Raw genomic sequence first — 17018 nt, 5'->3', positions numbered from 1 at the left:
CATGCCGCGCTCCGGCAGGGGTACGCGGACGGTCATGGAGGACCGATCCGACGCCGCCCGGAACGAGCAGCCGCGACCCCCGGCCGACGCCACGGCGGCCGGCGCGTTCGCGCCGCCGCCCGGTGGCGGCCGGAGCGTGCTGACCTTCCTCGCCGCGACGGTGCTGCTCGTCTGCGGCGTCACCGGGGTGCTGTCCTTCTTCACCGACCTGCCGTGGGGCTACCGGGTGCTCCTGCTGGGTGCCGCCGCGCTCGCCGCCGTCGCCCTGGTGCTCAACCTCCGCCGCGGACGGCGCGGTCTCCGCTGACCGCCTCGCAGACCGCCGTCTGCCGCGCCGGCGCAGGTGTGCTCCCTGCGCAGTCGGACTCTGCCCCGCAGGAGTGGGCAGAGACCGACTGCCCGTGCAACACCCCGCGGCCCGGCTGCCACCTCGGCCCCGCCGCGGTGTGGGCCGGGGGCTCCGGCGGGCCGGGGCCTCAGACGCTCCGGATCAGGTGCCGGAAGAAGCCCGCGCCCCGGTGCAGGGCGGCGACCGAGATGCGCTCGTCGGCGGCGTGCAGCGCGGACAGCTCCTCCCGGCTCAGGTCGAAGGGCATGAACCGGTAGACGCTGTCGCAGATCTGGCTGAAGTGCCGCGCGTCGCTGGCCTGCACCATCACGTACGGCGCGACGGCGGCGTCGGGGTAGGTGGCCCGCGCCGCCGCGCTGACCAGCGCGAACGCCTCGTTGTCCGCGCGGGACACCGGTGACGGATCGTTCCCGGACACCACGCGCAGCTCCACCGAGGGGTCGTCGATCACGCGCCGCAGCCGGTTCACCGTCGACTGCACCGTCTCGCCCAGCGCGATCCGGATGTTGAGGTGGGCGAGTGCCCGGGTGGCCAGCACGTTGCTGGCCCGGCTGCCCTCCAGGCGGGTGACGGCGACCGTCGTCCGCACCATGGCGCCGGCTTCCCGGCCGGCCCGCGCCAGCACCTCGGCCAGCACCGGCCGCAGCTGGGCGGCGTGCGCGAACAGCGCGCGGTAGCCCAGCGGCGCCCGCCGGCCGACGGCGTCGATCATGCCGAGGACGACGTCGGGCAGCCGGGCCGGGAACGGGTCCTCCTCGAGCGCCAGGATCGCCTTCGCCAGCCGCGCGGGCGCGCCGCCGCGGGTGGGCGAGGAGGCGTGCCCGCCGGCGTCGGTGGTCACCAGCTCGACGTCGAGCAGGCCCTTCTCGGCCAGCCCGACGACGGCGACCTGGCCGGGGACGCCCGGGAACATCCCGCTCACCACGGCGCCGCCCTCGTCGATGACCGCCCAGGGCCGGATGCCGCGGGAGGTGAACGCCTCGACCGCCAGCCGCGCCCCCACGCCGGCCACCTCCTCGTCGTCGCCGAACGAGAGGTAGACGTCGCGCCGCGGGGTGAACCCGTCGGCGACCAGCGCCTCGACCGCCTCCAGGATCGCGACCATCGAGCCCTTGTGGTCGATCGCGCCCCGGCCGTGCACGCAGCCGTCCTCGATCGAGCCGGAGAACGGGTCGCGCGCCCACTCCTGCCCGGCCACCGGGACGACGTCGTAGTGCGCCATCAGCACCAGCGGCGGCTCGCCGGTGGTCCCGCGCCAGCGGTAGAGCAGGGCGCCGTCGCCCAGCACCTCCCGCTCCAGCGCGGCATGGGTGCGCGGGTACAGCTCGGCCAGCCGGGCGCGGTAGGTCTCGAACGCCGCCCGGTCCACCTCGGCGGGGTTCCGCGAGGAGACCGTCGGGATGCGGATCAGCTCCGCCAGCCGCCCGGCCGCGGCGTCGGCGTCCAGACCGCTGAGGTCCACCGGGGCGACCGGACGGTCGTCCGGGCGGAACCGGGCCACCCGCCGGGCCGTGGTGGTGACGGCCGCCGCGGCGGCCGCCACCGCGACGGTGCGCTTCATGCTCGGAACTCCTCAGCGGGTGCGGTGGCCGACGGGTCGGAGAAGGCGAGCTTCGGGACGACGAGCAGCGCCAGCGCCGCGAGCAGCGCGGCCGTGCCGCACACCACCCACACCGTGATGTAGCCGGACAACGAGCCCGCGGTGCCCGCCGACCCGTCGGCGAGCAGGGGGACGTTGGAGGCCAGCGCGATGGCGAAGGCGGCGGAGGCGAACGACCCGCCGAGCACCTTCGTGGTGTTGGTCAGACCGGTGGCCACGGCGGTGCGGCCCACCGGGGCCGCCGCGACCGCGGCCGCGGGGAGCGCGGCGACGAGCGCGCCGGACCCGAGCCCGGCGATCGCGATGCAGGCCAGCATCTGGCCGACGAGCCCGCCGCCGATCCCCGCGATCCGGCCGGTCCGCCGTGCCGTGTCCGTGCGTGCCACCGCGCGCGTCCCTTCGCCGAGGCGCCGGGCCCGGCGCGGGAAGTCGGCAGCGTAGTGGCCGTGATCACCTCCGCGGGTGCGGCATCGCCGGCCGTCCCCCGGTCGTAACGCCGGCCCGGCGGCCCGGCCCGCTTCTCCGCGGAAACCCTCCTGCGCTTTTCCGCGGAAACCCTCCGGTGCTTTTCCGCGGAAAGGCTTAGAGGGGGGCGCGGGAGACGGGGCAGGACATGCAGCGCGGGCCGCCGCGGCCGCTGCCGAGCTCGGAGCCGGCGATCCGCACCACCTCGATGCCGGCCGCCTCCAGCGCGGCGTTGGTGACGGTGTTCCGCTCGTAGGCGACGGTCAGCCGCGGCGCCAGGGCCAGCGTGTTGTTGCCGTCGTCCCACTGCTCGCGCTCGGCGGTGACCGGGTCCAGGCCGGTGTCGATGACACGCAGCTTGTCGATCCCCATCGCGGCCGCGGCGGCGGTGAGGAACGGCTGCGGCCCGCTGACGGCGAGGTCGGTCGTGTCGGCGTCGTCCGTGATCCCGGACGGGGCGGTCACCGTCCAGGCGACCAGCGAGTCGGCGACCGCGGGGTACATGACCATCGCGTCGACGTCGACCATCGTGGCGATGGTGTCCAGGTGCATGGTGGCCCGCTCCTGCGCGATCGGGACCACCAGCACGGTGTGCGCCAGCCCGCGGGCGAACAGCCGCCGGGCCAGCCGCTCCGCGCCGCCGGGCGTCGTCCGCTCGCCGACCCCGACGGCCACCACGCCCTCGGCCAGCAGCAGGACGTCGCCGCCCTCGAGGTGCTCCAGGGCGGCGCCGTACAGCTGCTCCGCCCCGGAGAAGCGGGGGTGGTGGGTGTAGATCGCGGCGGTGATCGTGCTCTCCCGGTGCCGGGCGGGCATGGCCAGCGACGTCACCGCCACCTCGTCGCCGATCCACACCGAGGAGTCGCGGGTGAACAGCAGGTTGGGCAGCGGTGGGACGACGAAGTCCGACCGGTCCATGAGCTGGTAGGCCAGCCCGGAGCCGCGCAGCTCGTCGTGCGCGACGCCGGCGATCAGCGCCGCGGCGAGGTCCTCGGGAGAGAGGCCCGCCAGGTGCCGGGTGGCGTTGCGCTGCAGGGTCGCGCCCAGGCGGGGGTCGTCGACGGCGGCGCCGATCAGCTCGGTCCGGGCGGCCGGGACGGCGAGGACCTCGGCGAGCAGCGTGGCCAGGTGCAGCACCTCGACGCCGCGGTCGGTGAGCGCCTGGGCGAACGCGTCGTGCTCCTCCTGCGCGCGGGCCACCCAGGGGACGCCGTCGAAGAGCAGCTGGTCGTTGTTGCGGGGGGTCAGCCGGCGCAGCTCCGGGCCCGGCCGGTGCAGCAGCACGGTGCGCAGCGGGCCGACCTCGCTGGTGACACCGGACGTCGCGGCGGGCTCGATCACGGCTGCCAGGCTGGCACACCCGGCCGCGGCGCCGCCCGCCGCGACCCTCGTTAGGGTGCCGGGGGCGGTGCCGATCCCGGTTCCGCGACGCCGAACCGGAGGTACCCGTGGACCTGTTCGACCTGACCGGCAAGGTGGCTGTGGTCACCGGTGGCACCCGCGGCATCGGCCTGATGATGGCCCGCGGGCTGCTGCAGGCGGGGGCGAAGGTCTACATCAGCTCCCGCAAGGCCGAGGCCGGGGACGCCGCCGTCGCGGAGCTCGCGGAGTTCGGCGCCGCGATCTCGATCCCGGCCGACCTCTCCACCGAGGCCGAGTGCGTCCGGCTCGCCGAGGAGGTGGGCCGCGCCGAGGAGCGCGTGCACATCCTGGTGAACAACGCCGGGGCCACCTGGGGCGAGCCGCTGGAGACCTTCCCCGAGTCGGCCTGGGACAAGCTGCTCGACCTGAACCTGAAGTCGCCGTTCTTCCTCACCCGCGCCTTCCTGCCGAAGCTGGAGGCCGCGACGGCCGACGGGGACCCGGCGCGCATCGTCAACGTCGGCAGCATCGACGGCCTGCACGTCAACCCGATGCCGACCTACTCCTACGCCGCCAGCAAGGCCGGGCTGCACCACCTCACCCGGGTGCTCGCCAAGGAGCTCGGGCCCAAGGGCATCACCGTCAACGCCGTCGCCCCCGGGCCCTTCGAGTCGAAGATGATGGCCGCCACGCTCGACGCCTTCGGGGCCGAGATCGCCGCGAAGTCACCGCTGGGCCGCATCGGCCGCCCCGACGACATGGCCGGCGTCGTCGTCTACCTCTCGTCGCGGGCCGGCGCCTACGTGACCGGCGCGGTCATCCCCGTCGACGGCGGCATCGCCACCACCGCCTGACCCCACCCGCCGGCCGGTCGGTCAGTCGGGGAGCAGGACGCCGGGGTTGCAGATGCCCTGCGGGTCCAGCTCCCGCTTCACCGCGCGCAGCACCTCGACGCCGAGCGGCCCGACCTCACGCTCCAGCCAGGGGCGGTGGTCGGCGCCGACGGCGTGGTGGTGGGTGAGCGTGCCGCCGGCGGCCAGCAGCGCGTCGGTCGCCGCCCGCTTCGCGGCGAGCCACTGCTGGATGGGCAGCGCGTCGTCCCGGTCGGCGATCACCGTCAGGTACAGCGAGGCCCCGGTCGGATAGCCGTGCGAGAGGTGGCTGAGCACCAGCGGCCGGTGTCCGCCGCGGCTGAGCGACTCGCGCAGCGCCCGGCGGGTCGCGTCGTAGACGGTCGGCAGCGCCGTCCAGGTGGCCGCCGTCTCCAGGGTCTCCACCAGCAGGCCGTGGTCCATCAGCCGGTCGCGCAGGTACGGCGCCTCGAAGCGGTGCGCGCGCCAGGACTGGCCGACCCGGCGGCCGAGCCGGATCGCACCGCCGTCGCGCAGCACCGAGGCCGCCGCCCGCATCCGGGCCCGGACCAGGTCCGGCACGCCCTCCCAGCCGACCACGAGCATGCAGCCCTCGCCGTGCCCGCGGGCGCGCAGGTTCCCGCGCAGCGCCTTCGCCCCGGCCCCGGACGCCATGAGCAGGTTGGCGCGGGTCTCGTCGGCGTCGGAGAGCCGGACGACGTCGGGCAGCAGGTCGTGCCGGGCCAGCGCCTGCAGCGCGGCCAGGCCGGCCGGCCAGGTGCGGAAGGACCAGCCCTCGTAGGAGCTGGCCGTGGGCTTCGGGCGGACGCGCAGCCTCAGCTCGGTGATGACGCCGAGGGTGCCCTCCGAACCCAGCGCGAGGCCGAGCAGGTCGGGGCCGGCGGCCGACGCGGGCGGGTGCCCCAGCTCCAGCACCCCGGACGGCGTGGCCAGCGTGAGGCCGGCGACCAGGTCGTCGAAGCGGCCGACCCCGGTGGAGGACTGGCCGGCCGAGCGGGTCGCCGCGTAGCCGCCGAGGGTGGCGAACTCCCAGCTCTGCGGCAGGTGGCCGAACGTCAGGCCCTCCCGGCCGAGCGCCTGCTCCAGCGCCGGGCCGCGGATCCCGGGCCCGACGGTGACCAGGGACGACGGCACGTCGAGGGACTGCACCGACGCCATGCGGCCCAGGTCGACGGCGATCGTCGGCCGGTCGTCGGGGTCCACGCCGGCCAGCCCGCCGACGACGCTCGTCCCGCCGCCGAACGGCACGACGGCGATCCCGCGCTCCCCGCAGAGGGCGAGCAGCGCAACGGTCTCCTCGGTGGTGCCGGGCCGGACGACGGCGTCGGGGGCGTCGGAGGCGTCCCCCTCCCGCCGGCGGAGCAGGTCCAGGTAGCTCTTGCCGCCCGCGTGGCGCAGCCGGGAGCTCCGGTCGGTGTGCACGTTGTCCTCGCCGAGCAGGCCGGCCAGCGCCGCGCGTGCCTCCTCGGGCAGCCGGCAGGGCGCGAGCCGGATCTCGTCCACCGGGGCGGGTGGCGTGGCTCGCGGCTCCCAGCCCAGCTCCCGGCCCAGGTACCGGCGGGCGGCCTTGGGCAGGGCACCGTCGAGGCCCTCGTCCCCCGGGGAGGCGGGGCGCGGACCCCAGCCCTGAATCGTCAGTTCCGGCTGCTCGGGCACGGCTACAGTCTGCCGGTGCCGCAGCCCCGGGGGACGACGTGATGGGTTCGCTGTCGTCCGCGCGCCGCGCCCGGGACCTGGTGGAGTCGGCCGGTTCGGGCGTCGACGTCGTGGTGGTGGGCGGCGGCGTCACCGGCGCCGGGGTCGCCCTGGACGCCGCGTCGCGCGGGCTGTCGGTGCTGCTGTGCGAGCGCACCGACCTGGCCGCCGGGACCAGCCGGTGGTCCTCCAAGCTCGTGCACGGCGGGCTGCGCTACCTGGCCCACGGGGAGATCGGGCTGGCGCGGGAGAGCGCCCGCGAGCGCGCCGTCCTCATGGGTGCGACGGCGCCGCACCTGGTGCGCCCGCTGCCGTTCCTGGTCCCCGACGAGGCCGGTCGCGACGTCACCGCGCTGGCGGAGCTGGGCGGCCGGCTCGGGGACGCGGTGCGCGCCTCGGTGCCCGGCGGGCGCCGGTCGCTGCCCTCGACCCGGCGGGTGACGGCGTCCGACGTCGGGCGGCTGACCCCGGCGGTGCGGCCCGGCCGCGCCGGCGTCGTCTTCTGGGACGGGCAGCTGACCGACGACGCGCGGCTCGTCGTCGCCCTGGCCCGGACCGCGGCCGCGCACGGGGCGCGGGTGCTGACCGGCGCGACGGTGGCCGGCGTCGACGGCGCCGACGTGCACGTGACCACCGCCGAGGGGCCGCTGACCGTGCGCGCCGGCGCGGTGGTGAACGCGACCGGGGTGTGGGCGCAGCGGCTGGCGCCGCGGCTCCGGCTGGTGCCCTCGCGCGGCTCGCACCTGGTGGTGCCCGCCACGCGGCTGGGCTCGCCGGCGGCGGCGCTCACCGTGCCGCTGCCCGGATCGCGGTCGCGGTACGTCTTCGCGCTGCCGCAGCCCGACGGGCTGGTCTACCTGGGGCTCACCGACGAGCCGGTGGAGGGCCCGGTGCCCGACGACGACGCCACGCCGTCGGACGTCGAGGTGCAGCAGCTGCTCGACACGGTGAACCAGGTGCTCGGCGAGCCGCTGACCCGCGCGGACCTGGTCGGCGCCTACGCCGGCTACCGCCCGCTGGTGCTGCCCGAATCGGCGGGCACGGGACCGGGGGGCGCGACGGCCGACCTCTCCCGCAGGCACCTGCTGGCGTGGGACGGACCGGTCCTCTCCGTCGTCGGCGGCAAGCTGACCACCTACCGCGCGATGGCGGCGGAGGCCGTCGACGCGGTGGGCGCCCGGCTCGGGCGGGGGGCGGCGCGGTCGCGCACGGCCCGGCTGCCCCTGGTCGGCGCGGCGCCGCGGGTCGCGCTGGACCGGGTCCCGGCGCCGGGGCGGCTGGTCGCCCGCTACGGCACGGAGGCGCCGCTGGTCGAGGAGCTGGGGCCCGCGCTGGTGGTGGCCGGCCGGCCGGAGACGGTGGGGGAGCTGCGGTTCGCCGTCCGGCACGAGGGCGCGCGGACCGTGGCCGACCTGCTGGACCGGCGCACCCGCATCGGGCTGGTTCCCGGCGACCGGGAGCGCGCGGTGCCGGTGGCCGAGCAGGTCCTCGCCGAGGAGGGCTGACCCGGCTTCCGGGCGCTCTGGGGGTGTTGTTCGTGCTCGGGTGGTGCTGCAGCACCCGCAGAGGGCGAGCAGAACCCCCAGAGCCGTGGCTCGGCGTGCTGGCCGTCCACGCCCGAGGCTCACGCCGCGGCGCGCAGGCATTCCCGGGCGCCGAGCGCGGACAGGCTGCGGCGGACCCCGACGACGACCGCGCCGAGGGCGAAGAAGCCCTCGTCGTCGGAGACCGTGCTGGTCCGGACGAGGCCGACCAGCCGGTGCAGCGCGTCGTCGGCCCGCGCGATCCGGGCGTCGCGCTCGTCGGGCGCCGTCCCCTCCCCGGCGCGGAGCACGTCGGCCAGCCCGTCCAGGGCCTCGGCGAGCACCCAGCCGGTGCCGGCATCGGCGTGGTCGATGCCCCGGCGGTGCGGGTGGAACTCGACGACCAGCGACGTGAGGTCGTCGACGAGGACGGCGACGCGGTCGACCGCGCGGGACTCCTCCCGGATGCTCTCCGCGCGCCCCTTCCAGCGGCGGGCCCGCGGATTGGCCAGGCGGGCGCGCTCGACCTGGGTCTCGGCGGCGCGCATGCGGTCCAGCGAGCGGTCCAGCCGGCGGTTGCGCTCGGTCCACCGGGCAGGGTCGGGCACCTGCCCGTCGCGCAGGGTCCCGGCCATGTCCTGCAGGTGCTCGGCGAGGAGGGTGCGGGTCCCGGTGATCCGGTCGACGGCCTGGGTGAGCTGCAGCGGCGGGAAGAGCACCGCGGTGACCAGCACGCCGATGGCCGCTCCGAGCAGGGTGAGGCCGGCGTACCGCAGGACGTAGGGCCCCGGCTGGCCCGCCCCGACGGTGATCATGAGGACCGCGGCGAAACTGACCCAGGACGCCTGGTCGCGCAGGAGCCGTCGCCACTGCTCGACCCCGATCGCCAGGGCGACGATGAGCGAGATCGTCAGGGCGTCCGGCACCGACGGGGTCAGCTCGTAGACGGCGTAGGCCAGGGCGAAGCCCATCAGTATCGCGAGCACGCTCCGCCACGCCGCGCTCGCCGAGTCGGCGATCGTCGGGTGCACGGCGAGCACCGCGCCGAGCGGGGCGTAGTAGGCGTACTCCGACAGCAGCGGCGGCAGCAGGACGGCCACCTGCCAGGCCAGTCCCGCCGCGACGGCGGCTCGCACCCCCCGCTGTGCGGCCGGGCGGTGCAGCCACACCCATATGGCCCTCATCCCGTCCCAGGATGACCGGTGCCGCGCCCCCTGCGTGCGCCGGGTCCCGGGGCGGGGCGCGCCGTCGCCGGACGGGGGGTGCCCGTCTCCCGGTGCGCCCCCGGGGGGATCAGCGGCTACCGTGGTCCGGACGCAGCCCGCCGCCGGTGCGGGCCCGCCGCACGGCGCTCCACCGGGCGCAGGATCCGTGGCCGGACGACGACGAGACCCCGACGACGGCGTGGGGCGGGAGGCGTTGCCGGATGTGGGAGTACGTGAGCGAGCGCGCCGATCTCATCGGCTTCCAGGCTCTCCAGCACGTCAGCCTCGTCGTCCAGTGCGTCCTGCTGGGCTCGCTGATCGGCGTCGCGGTGGCCGTGCTGGTGTACCGCAGCCCGAAGGCGACCGCGCTGGCCAACGGGTTGTCGGCGGTGGGCCTGACCATCCCCGCCTTCGCGCTGCTGGGCATCCTGCTCGCGCCGTTCGGGTTCGGCATCACCCCCGCGGTCATCGCGGTGACCTTCTACGCGGCGCTGCCGGTGCTGCGCAACGCCGTGGTGGGCCTCGCCGGCGTCGACCGCGCCACGGTCGAGTCGGCGCGGGGCATCGGGATGACCCGCGCGGCCACGCTGCTGCGGGTGGAGCTGCCGCTGGCCTGGCCGGTCATCCTCGCCGGGGTCCGCGTCTCCACCCAGATGGTCATGGGCATCGCCGCCATCGCCGCCTACGTGCTCGGGCCGGGACTCGGCGGCTTCATCTTCTCCGGGCTGTCCCGGCTGGGCGGCGCCAACGCCCTCAACTCCGCGCTCACCGGGACGATCGCGATCGTCCTGCTCGCGCTCGTCCTCGACCTGCTGCTCGTGCTGGCGGGTCGGCTCACCACCCCCAGGGGGATCCGTGCCTGAGACAGCGTCCGCACCCTCGGCCCCGGCGGTGACCAGCGGCGACCGGCAGATCAGCGGGGTGGCGATCCGCCTGGACGGCGTCACGAAGCGCTATCCCGGGCAGGAGCAGCCCGCCGTCGACGACGTGACCCTGGAGATCGCCGCCGGCGAGACGGTGATGTTCGTCGGCCCGTCCGGCTGCGGGAAGACCACCCTGCTGAAGATGCTCAACCGGCTGATCGAGCCGACCAGCGGGCGCATCCACCTGGGCGACGAGGACGTCACCGACCAGGACGCCGACCAGCTGCGCCGGCGGATCGGCTACGTCATCCAGGCCGGCGGGCTGTTCCCGCACATGACCGTCGGGACGAACGTCGGGATGGTCCCCCGGATGCTGAAGTGGAGCAAGGAGCGCACCGCCGCCCGGATCGACGAGCTGCTGGAGCTGGTGGGGCTGGAGCCGGCCGTCTACCGCGACCGCTACCCGCGGGAGCTCTCCGGAGGGCAGCAGCAGCGGGTCGGCGTGGCCCGCGCCCTGGCCGCCGACCCGCCCGTCCTCCTGATGGACGAGCCGTTCGGCGCCGTCGACCCCATCACCCGCCAGCGGCTGCAGGACGAGCTGCTGCGGATCCAGGAGGAGCTGGGGAAGACGATCGTCTTCGTCACCCACGACTTCGACGAGGCGGTGAAGCTCGGCGACAAGATCGTCGTCTTCGACGTCGGGGCGCGGATGGTGCAGTACGACACCCCCGAGCGGATCCTGGCCGAGCCGGCGGAGGAGTACGTGGCCGACTTCGTCGGCGCGGGCGCCACGCTCAAGCAGCTCACCCTCACCCGGGTCGGCGACGTCGACCTGAGGCAGGTCACGACGGCGGTCGCGGGCTCCCCGTCGGCGGAGGCGGTGGCCGCGGCGCAGGCCGCCGGTGACGGGTTCGTCGTGGTGGTCGACGACCGGGGCCGGCCGATCAGCTGGCCGACCGTGGCGGAGCTCGCCCGGACGGCGACGGTGCCGCACGCGGTGGACGAGCGGCTGCCGGTCGTCAACCTGCGATCCACCCTCAACGACGCGCTGGACACCATGCTCGCGGCCAGCCAGGGCGGCGTCGTGGTCACCGGCCGGCGCGAGGCCCTGGCCGGGGTCATGGCGGTGGAGACGGTGATGGCCGCCATCCAGCGGACCCGTACGGAGGCCGCCGGATGACCGCCGCCACCGAACTGCGTGCCGACGGAGCACCGGAGCCGGCCCCGCCGGAGGAGACCGCCCGGCAGGCCGACGCGTCCGCGTCCGGGGACGCCGGCTGGCGCGCGCTGCTGCTGCAGCCGCTGCTGGTGGTCCTCGGCGTCGCCGCGTTCCTGGTGTGGCGGCTCACCGCCGACCTCAGCGACACCGAGGCCCGGCAGCTCGGCTGGAACGTGCTGGGGAACAGCATCCGCGAGCACCTGTACCTGACCGTCGCCGCCGCGGTGATCGTGCTGCTCATCGCCATCCCGCTCGGCATCGCGCTCACCCGGCGGCCGCTGCGCCGGTTCAGCCCGCTGGTCGTCGCGATCGCCAACACCGGGCAGGCCGCGCCCGCGATCGGGCTGTTCGTGCTGCTGGCCACCTGGCTGGGGTTCGGCTTCGGGACGACGGTCATCGCGCTCGTCGTCTACGCGGCGCTGCCGGTGCTGCGCAACACCCTGGTCGGCATCCAGGGCGTCGACGCGCGCCTCGTGGAGGCCGGCCGCGGCATGGGGATGAGCGCCCTGCCGGTGCTGCTGCGCGTGGAACTGCCGCTGGCCGTGCCCGTGTTGCTCGCCGGCGTGCGCACCGCTCTGGTCCTGCTCGTCGGCACGGCCACGCTGGCCACGTTCATCAACGGTGGCGGTCTCGGCGTGCTGATCAACACCGGGATCACCCTGTCGCTGGACTCGCTGCTGATCAGCGGGGCGGTGCTCGTGGCGCTGCTCGCGCTGGCCGTGGACTGGCTGGGCCGGGTCGTCGAGCACGTCGCCCGGCCGAAGGGGCTGTGATGCGCACCCCGCTCGCCGCTGCGGCGGTCCTGGTGTCGACCGCGCTGGTGGCCGGCTGCGGCCTGGAGAGCGCCAACACCTTCACCCCGGAGGCCGAGCCGGGCGCGATCGAGCCGATCGCCGACGAGGGCGCGGAGGTCGTCGTCGGCACCAAGAACTTCACCGAGGCGCTGATCCTCGGCAAGATCGCCGTCATCGCCCTGCAGACCGCCGGCTACGACGTCGTCGACCGCAGCGGCATCCCCGGCGCGGCTCCGGCACGGGCCGCGATGCTCGACGGCGAGGTCGAGGTGCAGTGGGAGTACACCGGCACCGGGTGGCTGAACTACCTGGGGATGCCCGAGGGGATCCCCGACCGGGAGGAGCAGTACGAGGCGGTGCGGGACGCCGACGCGGCCAACGGGCTCACCTGGCTGCCGCCGGCGCCGCTGAACAACACCTACGCCTTCGCCGTCCGCTCCGAGGCGGTCGAGGAGCTGGGCGGGGTGGCCACGCTCTCCGACGTCGCCGCCCTGCCGGTGGAGGAACGGACGTTCTGCGTGGAGTCGGAGTTCGCCACCCGCGGCGACGGGTTCGAGCCGATGCTCGAGGCGTACGGCATGCCGCTCGGCGATCCCCAGGGCGTGCCGCGGGACAACGTCAGCGTCCTGGACACCGGGGCGGTCTACACCGCCACCGACGACGGGGCGTGCAACTTCGGCGAGGTCTTCACCACCGACGGCCGGATCGCGGCCCTCGACCTCACCGTCCTCGAGGACGACCGGGGCTACTTCCCCGCCTACAACGCCGCCCCGGTGGTGCTGACCGAGGTCCTCGAGGAGAACCCGGAGATCGCCGACGTCTTCGCGCAGATCAGCCCGCGGCTCACCGACGAGGTCATGATCGAGCTCAACAGCCGCGTCGACGTCGGCGGGGAGGAGCCCGCCGACGTCGCGCTGGACTGGCTGGTGTCCGAGGGGCTGGTCACCCGCGGCTGACCGCCGCGGCACCCCGGCGCCCGGCCACCGGGGCGCCGCGCCTCAGCCCTGGCGGGCGGCGTTCGCCTGGACGGCGGTGCTCACGTACTGCGCCAGGCCGGGCGCGATCCGCTCGTAGTACGCGGTGAACCGCTCGTCCTCGACGTACATCCGGCCCAGGCCGGCGTGCATCTCCGGGGAGCAGTCGTAGAAGTTCCGGCTGATCTGCTCCGGTGCTCCTCCGCGGCGTCCATCGCCTGCTCCGAGTCGGCCGGGACGCCGGCCCGCAGCGCCTCGGCGAACCGGCGCTCGACCTCGTCGGACTCGCCCTTGACCCGCAGCCAGTCGTCCTTGGACATGGCGCGCGTCCGCTGCTGGGACTGCGCCCAGGCCTCGGTCTCGCCCCACTTCTCCTCGGCCTCGGCGGCGTACTCCTCCGGCAGCCAGTCGCCGAACACCTCGAAGCGCTCCTCCGGGGTCAGTGAGATCCCCATGTTCCGTGCCTCCATCTCCTTCTCGACGGCCGCGACCATCGCCGACGTCCGCTCCAGCCGGTCCCGCAGCAGCCGGTGCTGCCGGCGCAGGTGCTCGGCGGGGTCGGCGGACGGGTCGTCCAGCAGGGTCGCGACCTCCTCGAGGGGGAACCCGAGCTCGCGGTAGAGCAGCACCCGGTGCAGCCGCTCCAGATCGGCCGCCGAGTACTGTCGGTACCCGGCCGGCGTGCGCCCGGACGGCGACAGCAGGCCGATCCGGTCGTAGTGGTGCAGCGTGCGCACCGTGACGCCGGCCAGCGCGGCGGTGTCGCCGACGCTCATCCCACCGGTCATCGGACCCCTCCCTTCTCCGACGAGGAGAAGGCAACAGCCTGACGCCGCGTCAGGGTCAAGCGCTCGACGGAACCTCGCCCCGGTGTCGCCCGCCACCGGGCGCCCCGCCGGTACCCCGTGTGAGGATCGGTACATGGCCGACGACGTCTCCCCCGACGACCCGTTCCCCCGCCGCCGCGTGCAGGTGCAGGGCGCCGAGATGGCGTACGTGGAGGCCGGCGAGGGGGATCCGATCGTCCTCCTGCACGGCAACCCGACGTCGTCCTACCTGTGGCGCAACGTCATCCCGCACCTGCAGCACCTCGGCCGTTGCCTGGCGCCCGACCTGATCGGCATGGGGCAGTCGGACAAGCTGCCCGATCCCGGCCCGGGCACCTACGACTTCGCCACCCACGCCACCTACCTGGAGGCGTTCCTCGCGGCGGTGGGGGCGACCGAGCGGGTCACGCTGGTCCTGCACGACTGGGGCTCCGGACTCGGCTTCGACTGGGCCGCCCGCCATCCCGAGGCGGTCCGCGGCATCGCGTTCACCGAGGCGATCGTCACGCCGGTGACCTGGGACGACTGGCCGGCCGGCGCCCGCAACATCTTCCAGCTCATGCGTGGCCCCGACGGCGAGGCCGCGGTGCTGGACAAGAACGTCTTCGTCGAGAAGATCCTGCCGGCCTCGGTGGCCCGCGGGCTCACCCCCGAGGCGCACGACCGCTACCGCGCGCCGTTCGCCCGGCGCGAGGACCGCTGGCCGACCCTCGAGTGGCCGCGCCAGCTCCCCATCGAGGGGGAGCCGGCGGCCGTGGTGCAGCGGGTGGAGCGGTACGGGGCGTGGCTGGCGGGCAGCGACGTCCCGAAGCTGTTCCTCGACGCCGATCCCGGCTCGATCCTGATCGGCCGCCAGCGCGAGGTGGTGCGCGGCTGGCCCGCGCTCACCGAGGTCACCGTCCCGGGCAGCCACTTCGTCCCGGAGGACTCGCCGCACGAGATCGGCCGCGCGGTGGCCGACTGGATCCCGACGCTCCGCTGAGCGCCCGGATGCGGAGCGCCCGGATGCCGAGCGGCCGGATCAGGTGAGCGCGCGGACGGTCTCGACGAGGGCGACGCCGGCGAACACGAGGAACAGGCCGGCGGCGATCCGCCGGATCAGCGCGATCGGCAGCCGGTCGGCAAGCTTCTTGCCGAGGAAGACCGCCAGCCCGGAGACGACGAGCAGCGCGGCCCAGGAGCCGACGAAGACCGACACCGGGGCGTCGTAGCGGGCCGCGAGCCCCGCCGTCGCCAGCTGGGAGAGATCCCCCCACTCGGCGGCGAACAGCACGCCGAAGGAGATCGCGGCGGCCCGGAGGAACGAGACCTGCTCGCGGGTGCCGGCGGCCTCCCCGCCGTCCTCGGCGCCGCTGGTCGCGCTGCGCCACAGGATGATCGCCCCGACCAGGAACAGCACGGCCACCACGCCGGTGACCAGGGCCTCGGGCAGCAGCGACAGCAGCGACCCGGCGGTGACCGCGATCGCCACCTGGAGGCCGAACGCCGTCCCGACGCCGACGAAGACCGGCAGCGGCGGGAACCGGGTGGCGAGCACGAGGCTGGCGAACAGCGTCTTGTCGGGCAGCTCGACCGGCAGCACCAGGACGAACGCGGCCAGGACGACCGACCAGATCACGGAAGACACTCCTCGCTCGGCACTGCCGGGCGGGGCTCGGGCAGTCACTGTCGACGGTCAGACCGTAGCGACCGCCGTCGGGGCGCCGTGCAGGGCGCCGGAGCGCTCAGCCGCGGTCGGCGGCCGCCGGGACGGCGGCGCGGGGCGCGGGGACCTCCGCGGTGCGCCGGGTCGCCTTCACCCGGTACATCGCGGCGTCGGCGGCGGCCAGCGCGGAGTCGGCGGTGTCCTCCGGGCCGCACATCGTGATCCCGATGCTGATGCCCACCTGGTGCTCGTCCCCGGACGACCGCCGCAGGGGAGCGCCGAACGCCCCGGCGATCCGGTCGGCGATCACCCCGGCCGCGCGCTCCGACCCGACCTCCGGGCAGAGGACGACGAACTCGTCGCCGCCGATCCGCGCCACGGTGTCGCCGGGCCGGACGGCGGACTGCAGCCGCCGGGCGGCGTCCACGAGCACCTCGTCGCCGGCGGCGTGACCGGCGGTGTCGTTGACCGGCTTGAAGCCGTCGAGGTCGCAGTACAGCACCGCCATGGCCTGCCGGGCGCGGGACGCGGCGGCGAGCGTCTGCTCCAGGCGGTCCAGCAGCAGGTTGCGGTTGGGCAGGCCGGTCAGCGGGTCGTGCAGGGCCGCCTCGCGCAGCGCGTCCTCCAGGGCCCGCTGCTCGGTGACGTCGGAGAGGGTCACGACCGCGCCGAGCAGCTCGCCGGCCTCGTCGCGCACCTGCACGCCCGAGGACGAGATGCGCCGCAGCCCGTCCGGCCCGGCGATGCCCATCTCCACGTCGTCGATCCGGCCCTCGGCGTGCACGCGGCTCAGCGGCACCTCGACGGGCTCCAGGGGGCGGCCGCCGGGGTCGGTGAGCCGGAAGGCGGTGGCCATGTCCGCCGGCTCGACGGCCGGATCGGCGTCGATGCCGTGCCACCGGCGGGACGCGGCGTTGAACAGGGTCACCCGCCCCGCGGTGTCACTGCCGACGACGCCGACCGGGAGGACCTCGAGCAGCGCGCGGGTGAAGGCGGTGGAGCGGGCCAGCTCCTGGTGCGCGAGATGCGTGGCGGCGGCGAGGTCGGCGAGCTCGCGGGCCTGCTGCCGGGCGCGGAAGAGCGAGGCGACCAGGGCGGCGAGGTCGGCCAGCCGGTCGCGCTCGTCGGCGGTGAACCGGTGCGGCACCTCGTCGAAGACGACGAGAGCGGCGACGGTGGCGCCGTCCTGCACCACCGGCGCGTACGCGAAACCGCGCAACCGGGCCCGGCCGCCGTCCACCCAGGCGCTGGTGGCGAACTCGGGCTCGGCCGACAGGTCGTCGACGGTGTGCACGCCGGGGCCGCGGGCGGCCAGCACCGCGCTCACCGAGGCGTCCCGGGGCCAGGAGACGCGGCTGCGGCCGTGGAGGGACACCGCGCGCAGCACCGGGCTGTCCATCGTGATCACCGTGGCGTAGCGCAGCCCGGGCACCGCGGCGGCGACCCGCACCAGGCCGTCGAGCTCCGGGTCGGCGTCCATGCCGGGCAGGGGGGACCCGGACGCCGGCAGACCGGGCCCCGACCCCTCGGGGCCCGGTTCGGTCGTGCCGGTCATCGATGCGTCCCTCCGGGGCAGGCGGGACCGGGCGGTCCCACCTTTTCGGCAACGGCCCGATGCCCCGCTG

15 protein-coding genes and 1 pseudogene are annotated in these 17018 nt (G+C 75.5%); 8 read left to right on the top strand and 8 right to left on the bottom strand.

Translation table 11 applies throughout. The features are described from left to right. Nucleotides 1-34 precede the first annotated feature (34 nt). Entirely contained in the window at nt 35-307 is a 273-nt protein-coding gene (locus ACI790_RS06025) for a hypothetical protein (protein WP_456568879.1), read from the top strand. Between the two features lie 169 nt (nt 308-476). On the opposite strand, the gene ACI790_RS06020 is transcribed toward ACI790_RS06025, so the two are convergent. From ACI790_RS06020 to ACI790_RS06010, 3 genes are all read right to left on the bottom strand, one after another. After that, nucleotides 477-1910: a M20/M25/M40 family metallo-hydrolase gene (locus ACI790_RS06020; protein WP_456568878.1), complete on the bottom strand. Its 1434-nt coding sequence runs from the start codon at nt 1908-1910 to the stop codon at nt 477-479. After that, nucleotides 1907-2335 carry a hypothetical protein gene (locus tag ACI790_RS06015; protein WP_456568877.1) on the bottom strand — a complete coding sequence of 143 codons (429 nt, stop codon included), beginning with the start codon at nt 2333-2335 and terminating at the stop codon, nt 1907-1909. Before ACI790_RS06015 ends, ACI790_RS06020 begins: the two co-directional genes overlap by 4 nt. A gap of 196 nt (nt 2336-2531) precedes the next feature. Then, nucleotides 2532-3755: an arginine deiminase gene (locus ACI790_RS06010; RefSeq protein WP_456568876.1), complete on the bottom strand. Its 1224-nt coding sequence runs from the start codon at nt 3753-3755 to the stop codon at nt 2532-2534. A gap of 107 nt (nt 3756-3862) precedes the next feature. Between ACI790_RS06010 and ACI790_RS06005 the strand changes: the two genes are divergently transcribed. Next, the gene (locus ACI790_RS06005) at nt 3863-4630 is read left to right on the top strand and encodes an SDR family oxidoreductase (RefSeq protein ID WP_456568875.1); all 768 of its coding nucleotides are present in this window, start codon (nt 3863-3865) and stop codon (nt 4628-4630) included. A gap of 21 nt (nt 4631-4651) precedes the next feature. On the opposite strand, the gene ACI790_RS06000 is transcribed toward ACI790_RS06005, so the two are convergent. After that, nucleotides 4652-6304: an FAD-binding oxidoreductase gene (locus tag ACI790_RS06000; RefSeq protein ID WP_456568874.1), complete on the bottom strand. Its 1653-nt coding sequence runs from the start codon at nt 6302-6304 to the stop codon at nt 4652-4654. A gap of 41 nt (nt 6305-6345) precedes the next feature. On the opposite strand from ACI790_RS06000, the gene ACI790_RS05995 reads away from it, so the two are divergent. Further along, nucleotides 6346-7848, top strand: coding sequence for a glycerol-3-phosphate dehydrogenase/oxidase (locus tag ACI790_RS05995; RefSeq protein WP_456568873.1), 1503 nt, complete (start codon nt 6346-6348; stop codon nt 7846-7848). 119 nt (nt 7849-7967) lie between these two features. Here the strand turns inward: ACI790_RS05995 and ACI790_RS05990 are convergent, their stop codons facing one another. Then, the gene (locus ACI790_RS05990) at nt 7968-9050 is read right to left on the bottom strand and encodes an FUSC family protein (protein WP_456568872.1); all 1083 of its coding nucleotides are present in this window, start codon (nt 9048-9050) and stop codon (nt 7968-7970) included. Nucleotides 9051-9304: 254 nt separating this feature from the next. Here ACI790_RS05990 and ACI790_RS05985 point away from each other — a divergent pair, with 254 nt between their 5' ends. Genes ACI790_RS05985 through ACI790_RS05970 form a run of 4 tightly spaced genes read left to right on the top strand, consistent with a single transcriptional unit; the run spans nt 9305 to nt 12903 of the window. Further along, entirely contained in the window at nt 9305-9934 is a 630-nt protein-coding gene (locus tag ACI790_RS05985; RefSeq protein ID WP_456568871.1) for an ABC transporter permease, read from the top strand. Next, on the top strand, nt 9927-11114 hold the full coding sequence (locus tag ACI790_RS05980) for an ABC transporter ATP-binding protein (protein WP_456568870.1): 1188 nt from the start codon (nt 9927-9929) through the stop codon (nt 11112-11114). The genes ACI790_RS05985 and ACI790_RS05980 overlap by 8 nt, the downstream gene beginning before the upstream one ends. Further along, nucleotides 11111-11926 (top strand): ABC transporter permease, encoded by an 816-nt coding sequence (locus ACI790_RS05975; RefSeq protein ID WP_456568869.1) that lies wholly within the window; start codon nt 11111-11113, stop codon nt 11924-11926. The genes ACI790_RS05980 and ACI790_RS05975 overlap by 4 nt, the downstream gene beginning before the upstream one ends. Continuing rightward, complete coding sequence (locus ACI790_RS05970; RefSeq protein WP_456568868.1) at nt 11926-12903, top strand: glycine betaine ABC transporter substrate-binding protein; 978 nt, start codon at nt 11926-11928, stop codon at nt 12901-12903. Before ACI790_RS05975 ends, ACI790_RS05970 begins: the two co-directional genes overlap by 1 nt. A gap of 42 nt (nt 12904-12945) precedes the next feature. On the opposite strand, the pseudogene ACI790_RS05965 reads toward ACI790_RS05970, so the two are convergent. Continuing rightward, nucleotides 12946-13697: pseudogene (locus ACI790_RS05965) on the bottom strand (MerR family transcriptional regulator). 145 nt (nt 13698-13842) lie between these two features. On the opposite strand from ACI790_RS05965, the gene ACI790_RS05960 reads away from it, so the two are divergent. Then, complete coding sequence (locus tag ACI790_RS05960) at nt 13843-14730, top strand: haloalkane dehalogenase (protein WP_456568867.1); 888 nt, start codon at nt 13843-13845, stop codon at nt 14728-14730. Nucleotides 14731-14769: 39 nt separating this feature from the next. Here the strand turns inward: ACI790_RS05960 and ACI790_RS05955 are convergent, their stop codons facing one another. Together ACI790_RS05955 and ACI790_RS05950 are read right to left on the bottom strand one after the other, a co-directional pair. Then, nucleotides 14770-15366: a TMEM165/GDT1 family protein gene (locus tag ACI790_RS05955; RefSeq protein WP_456568866.1), complete on the bottom strand. Its 597-nt coding sequence runs from the start codon at nt 15364-15366 to the stop codon at nt 14770-14772. Nucleotides 15367-15472: 106 nt separating this feature from the next. Further along, a complete protein-coding gene (locus ACI790_RS05950; protein ID WP_456568865.1) occupies nt 15473-16948 on the bottom strand; it encodes a diguanylate cyclase domain-containing protein in 1476 nt (491 codons plus the stop codon). Between the last annotated feature and the right edge of the window lie 70 nt (nt 16949-17018).

This window comes from Blastococcus sp. SYSU DS0539 (assembly GCF_054050855.1).
Note: the sequence above shows the minus strand (reverse complement) of the source record. Positions and strands in the feature narration are given on the sequence as shown.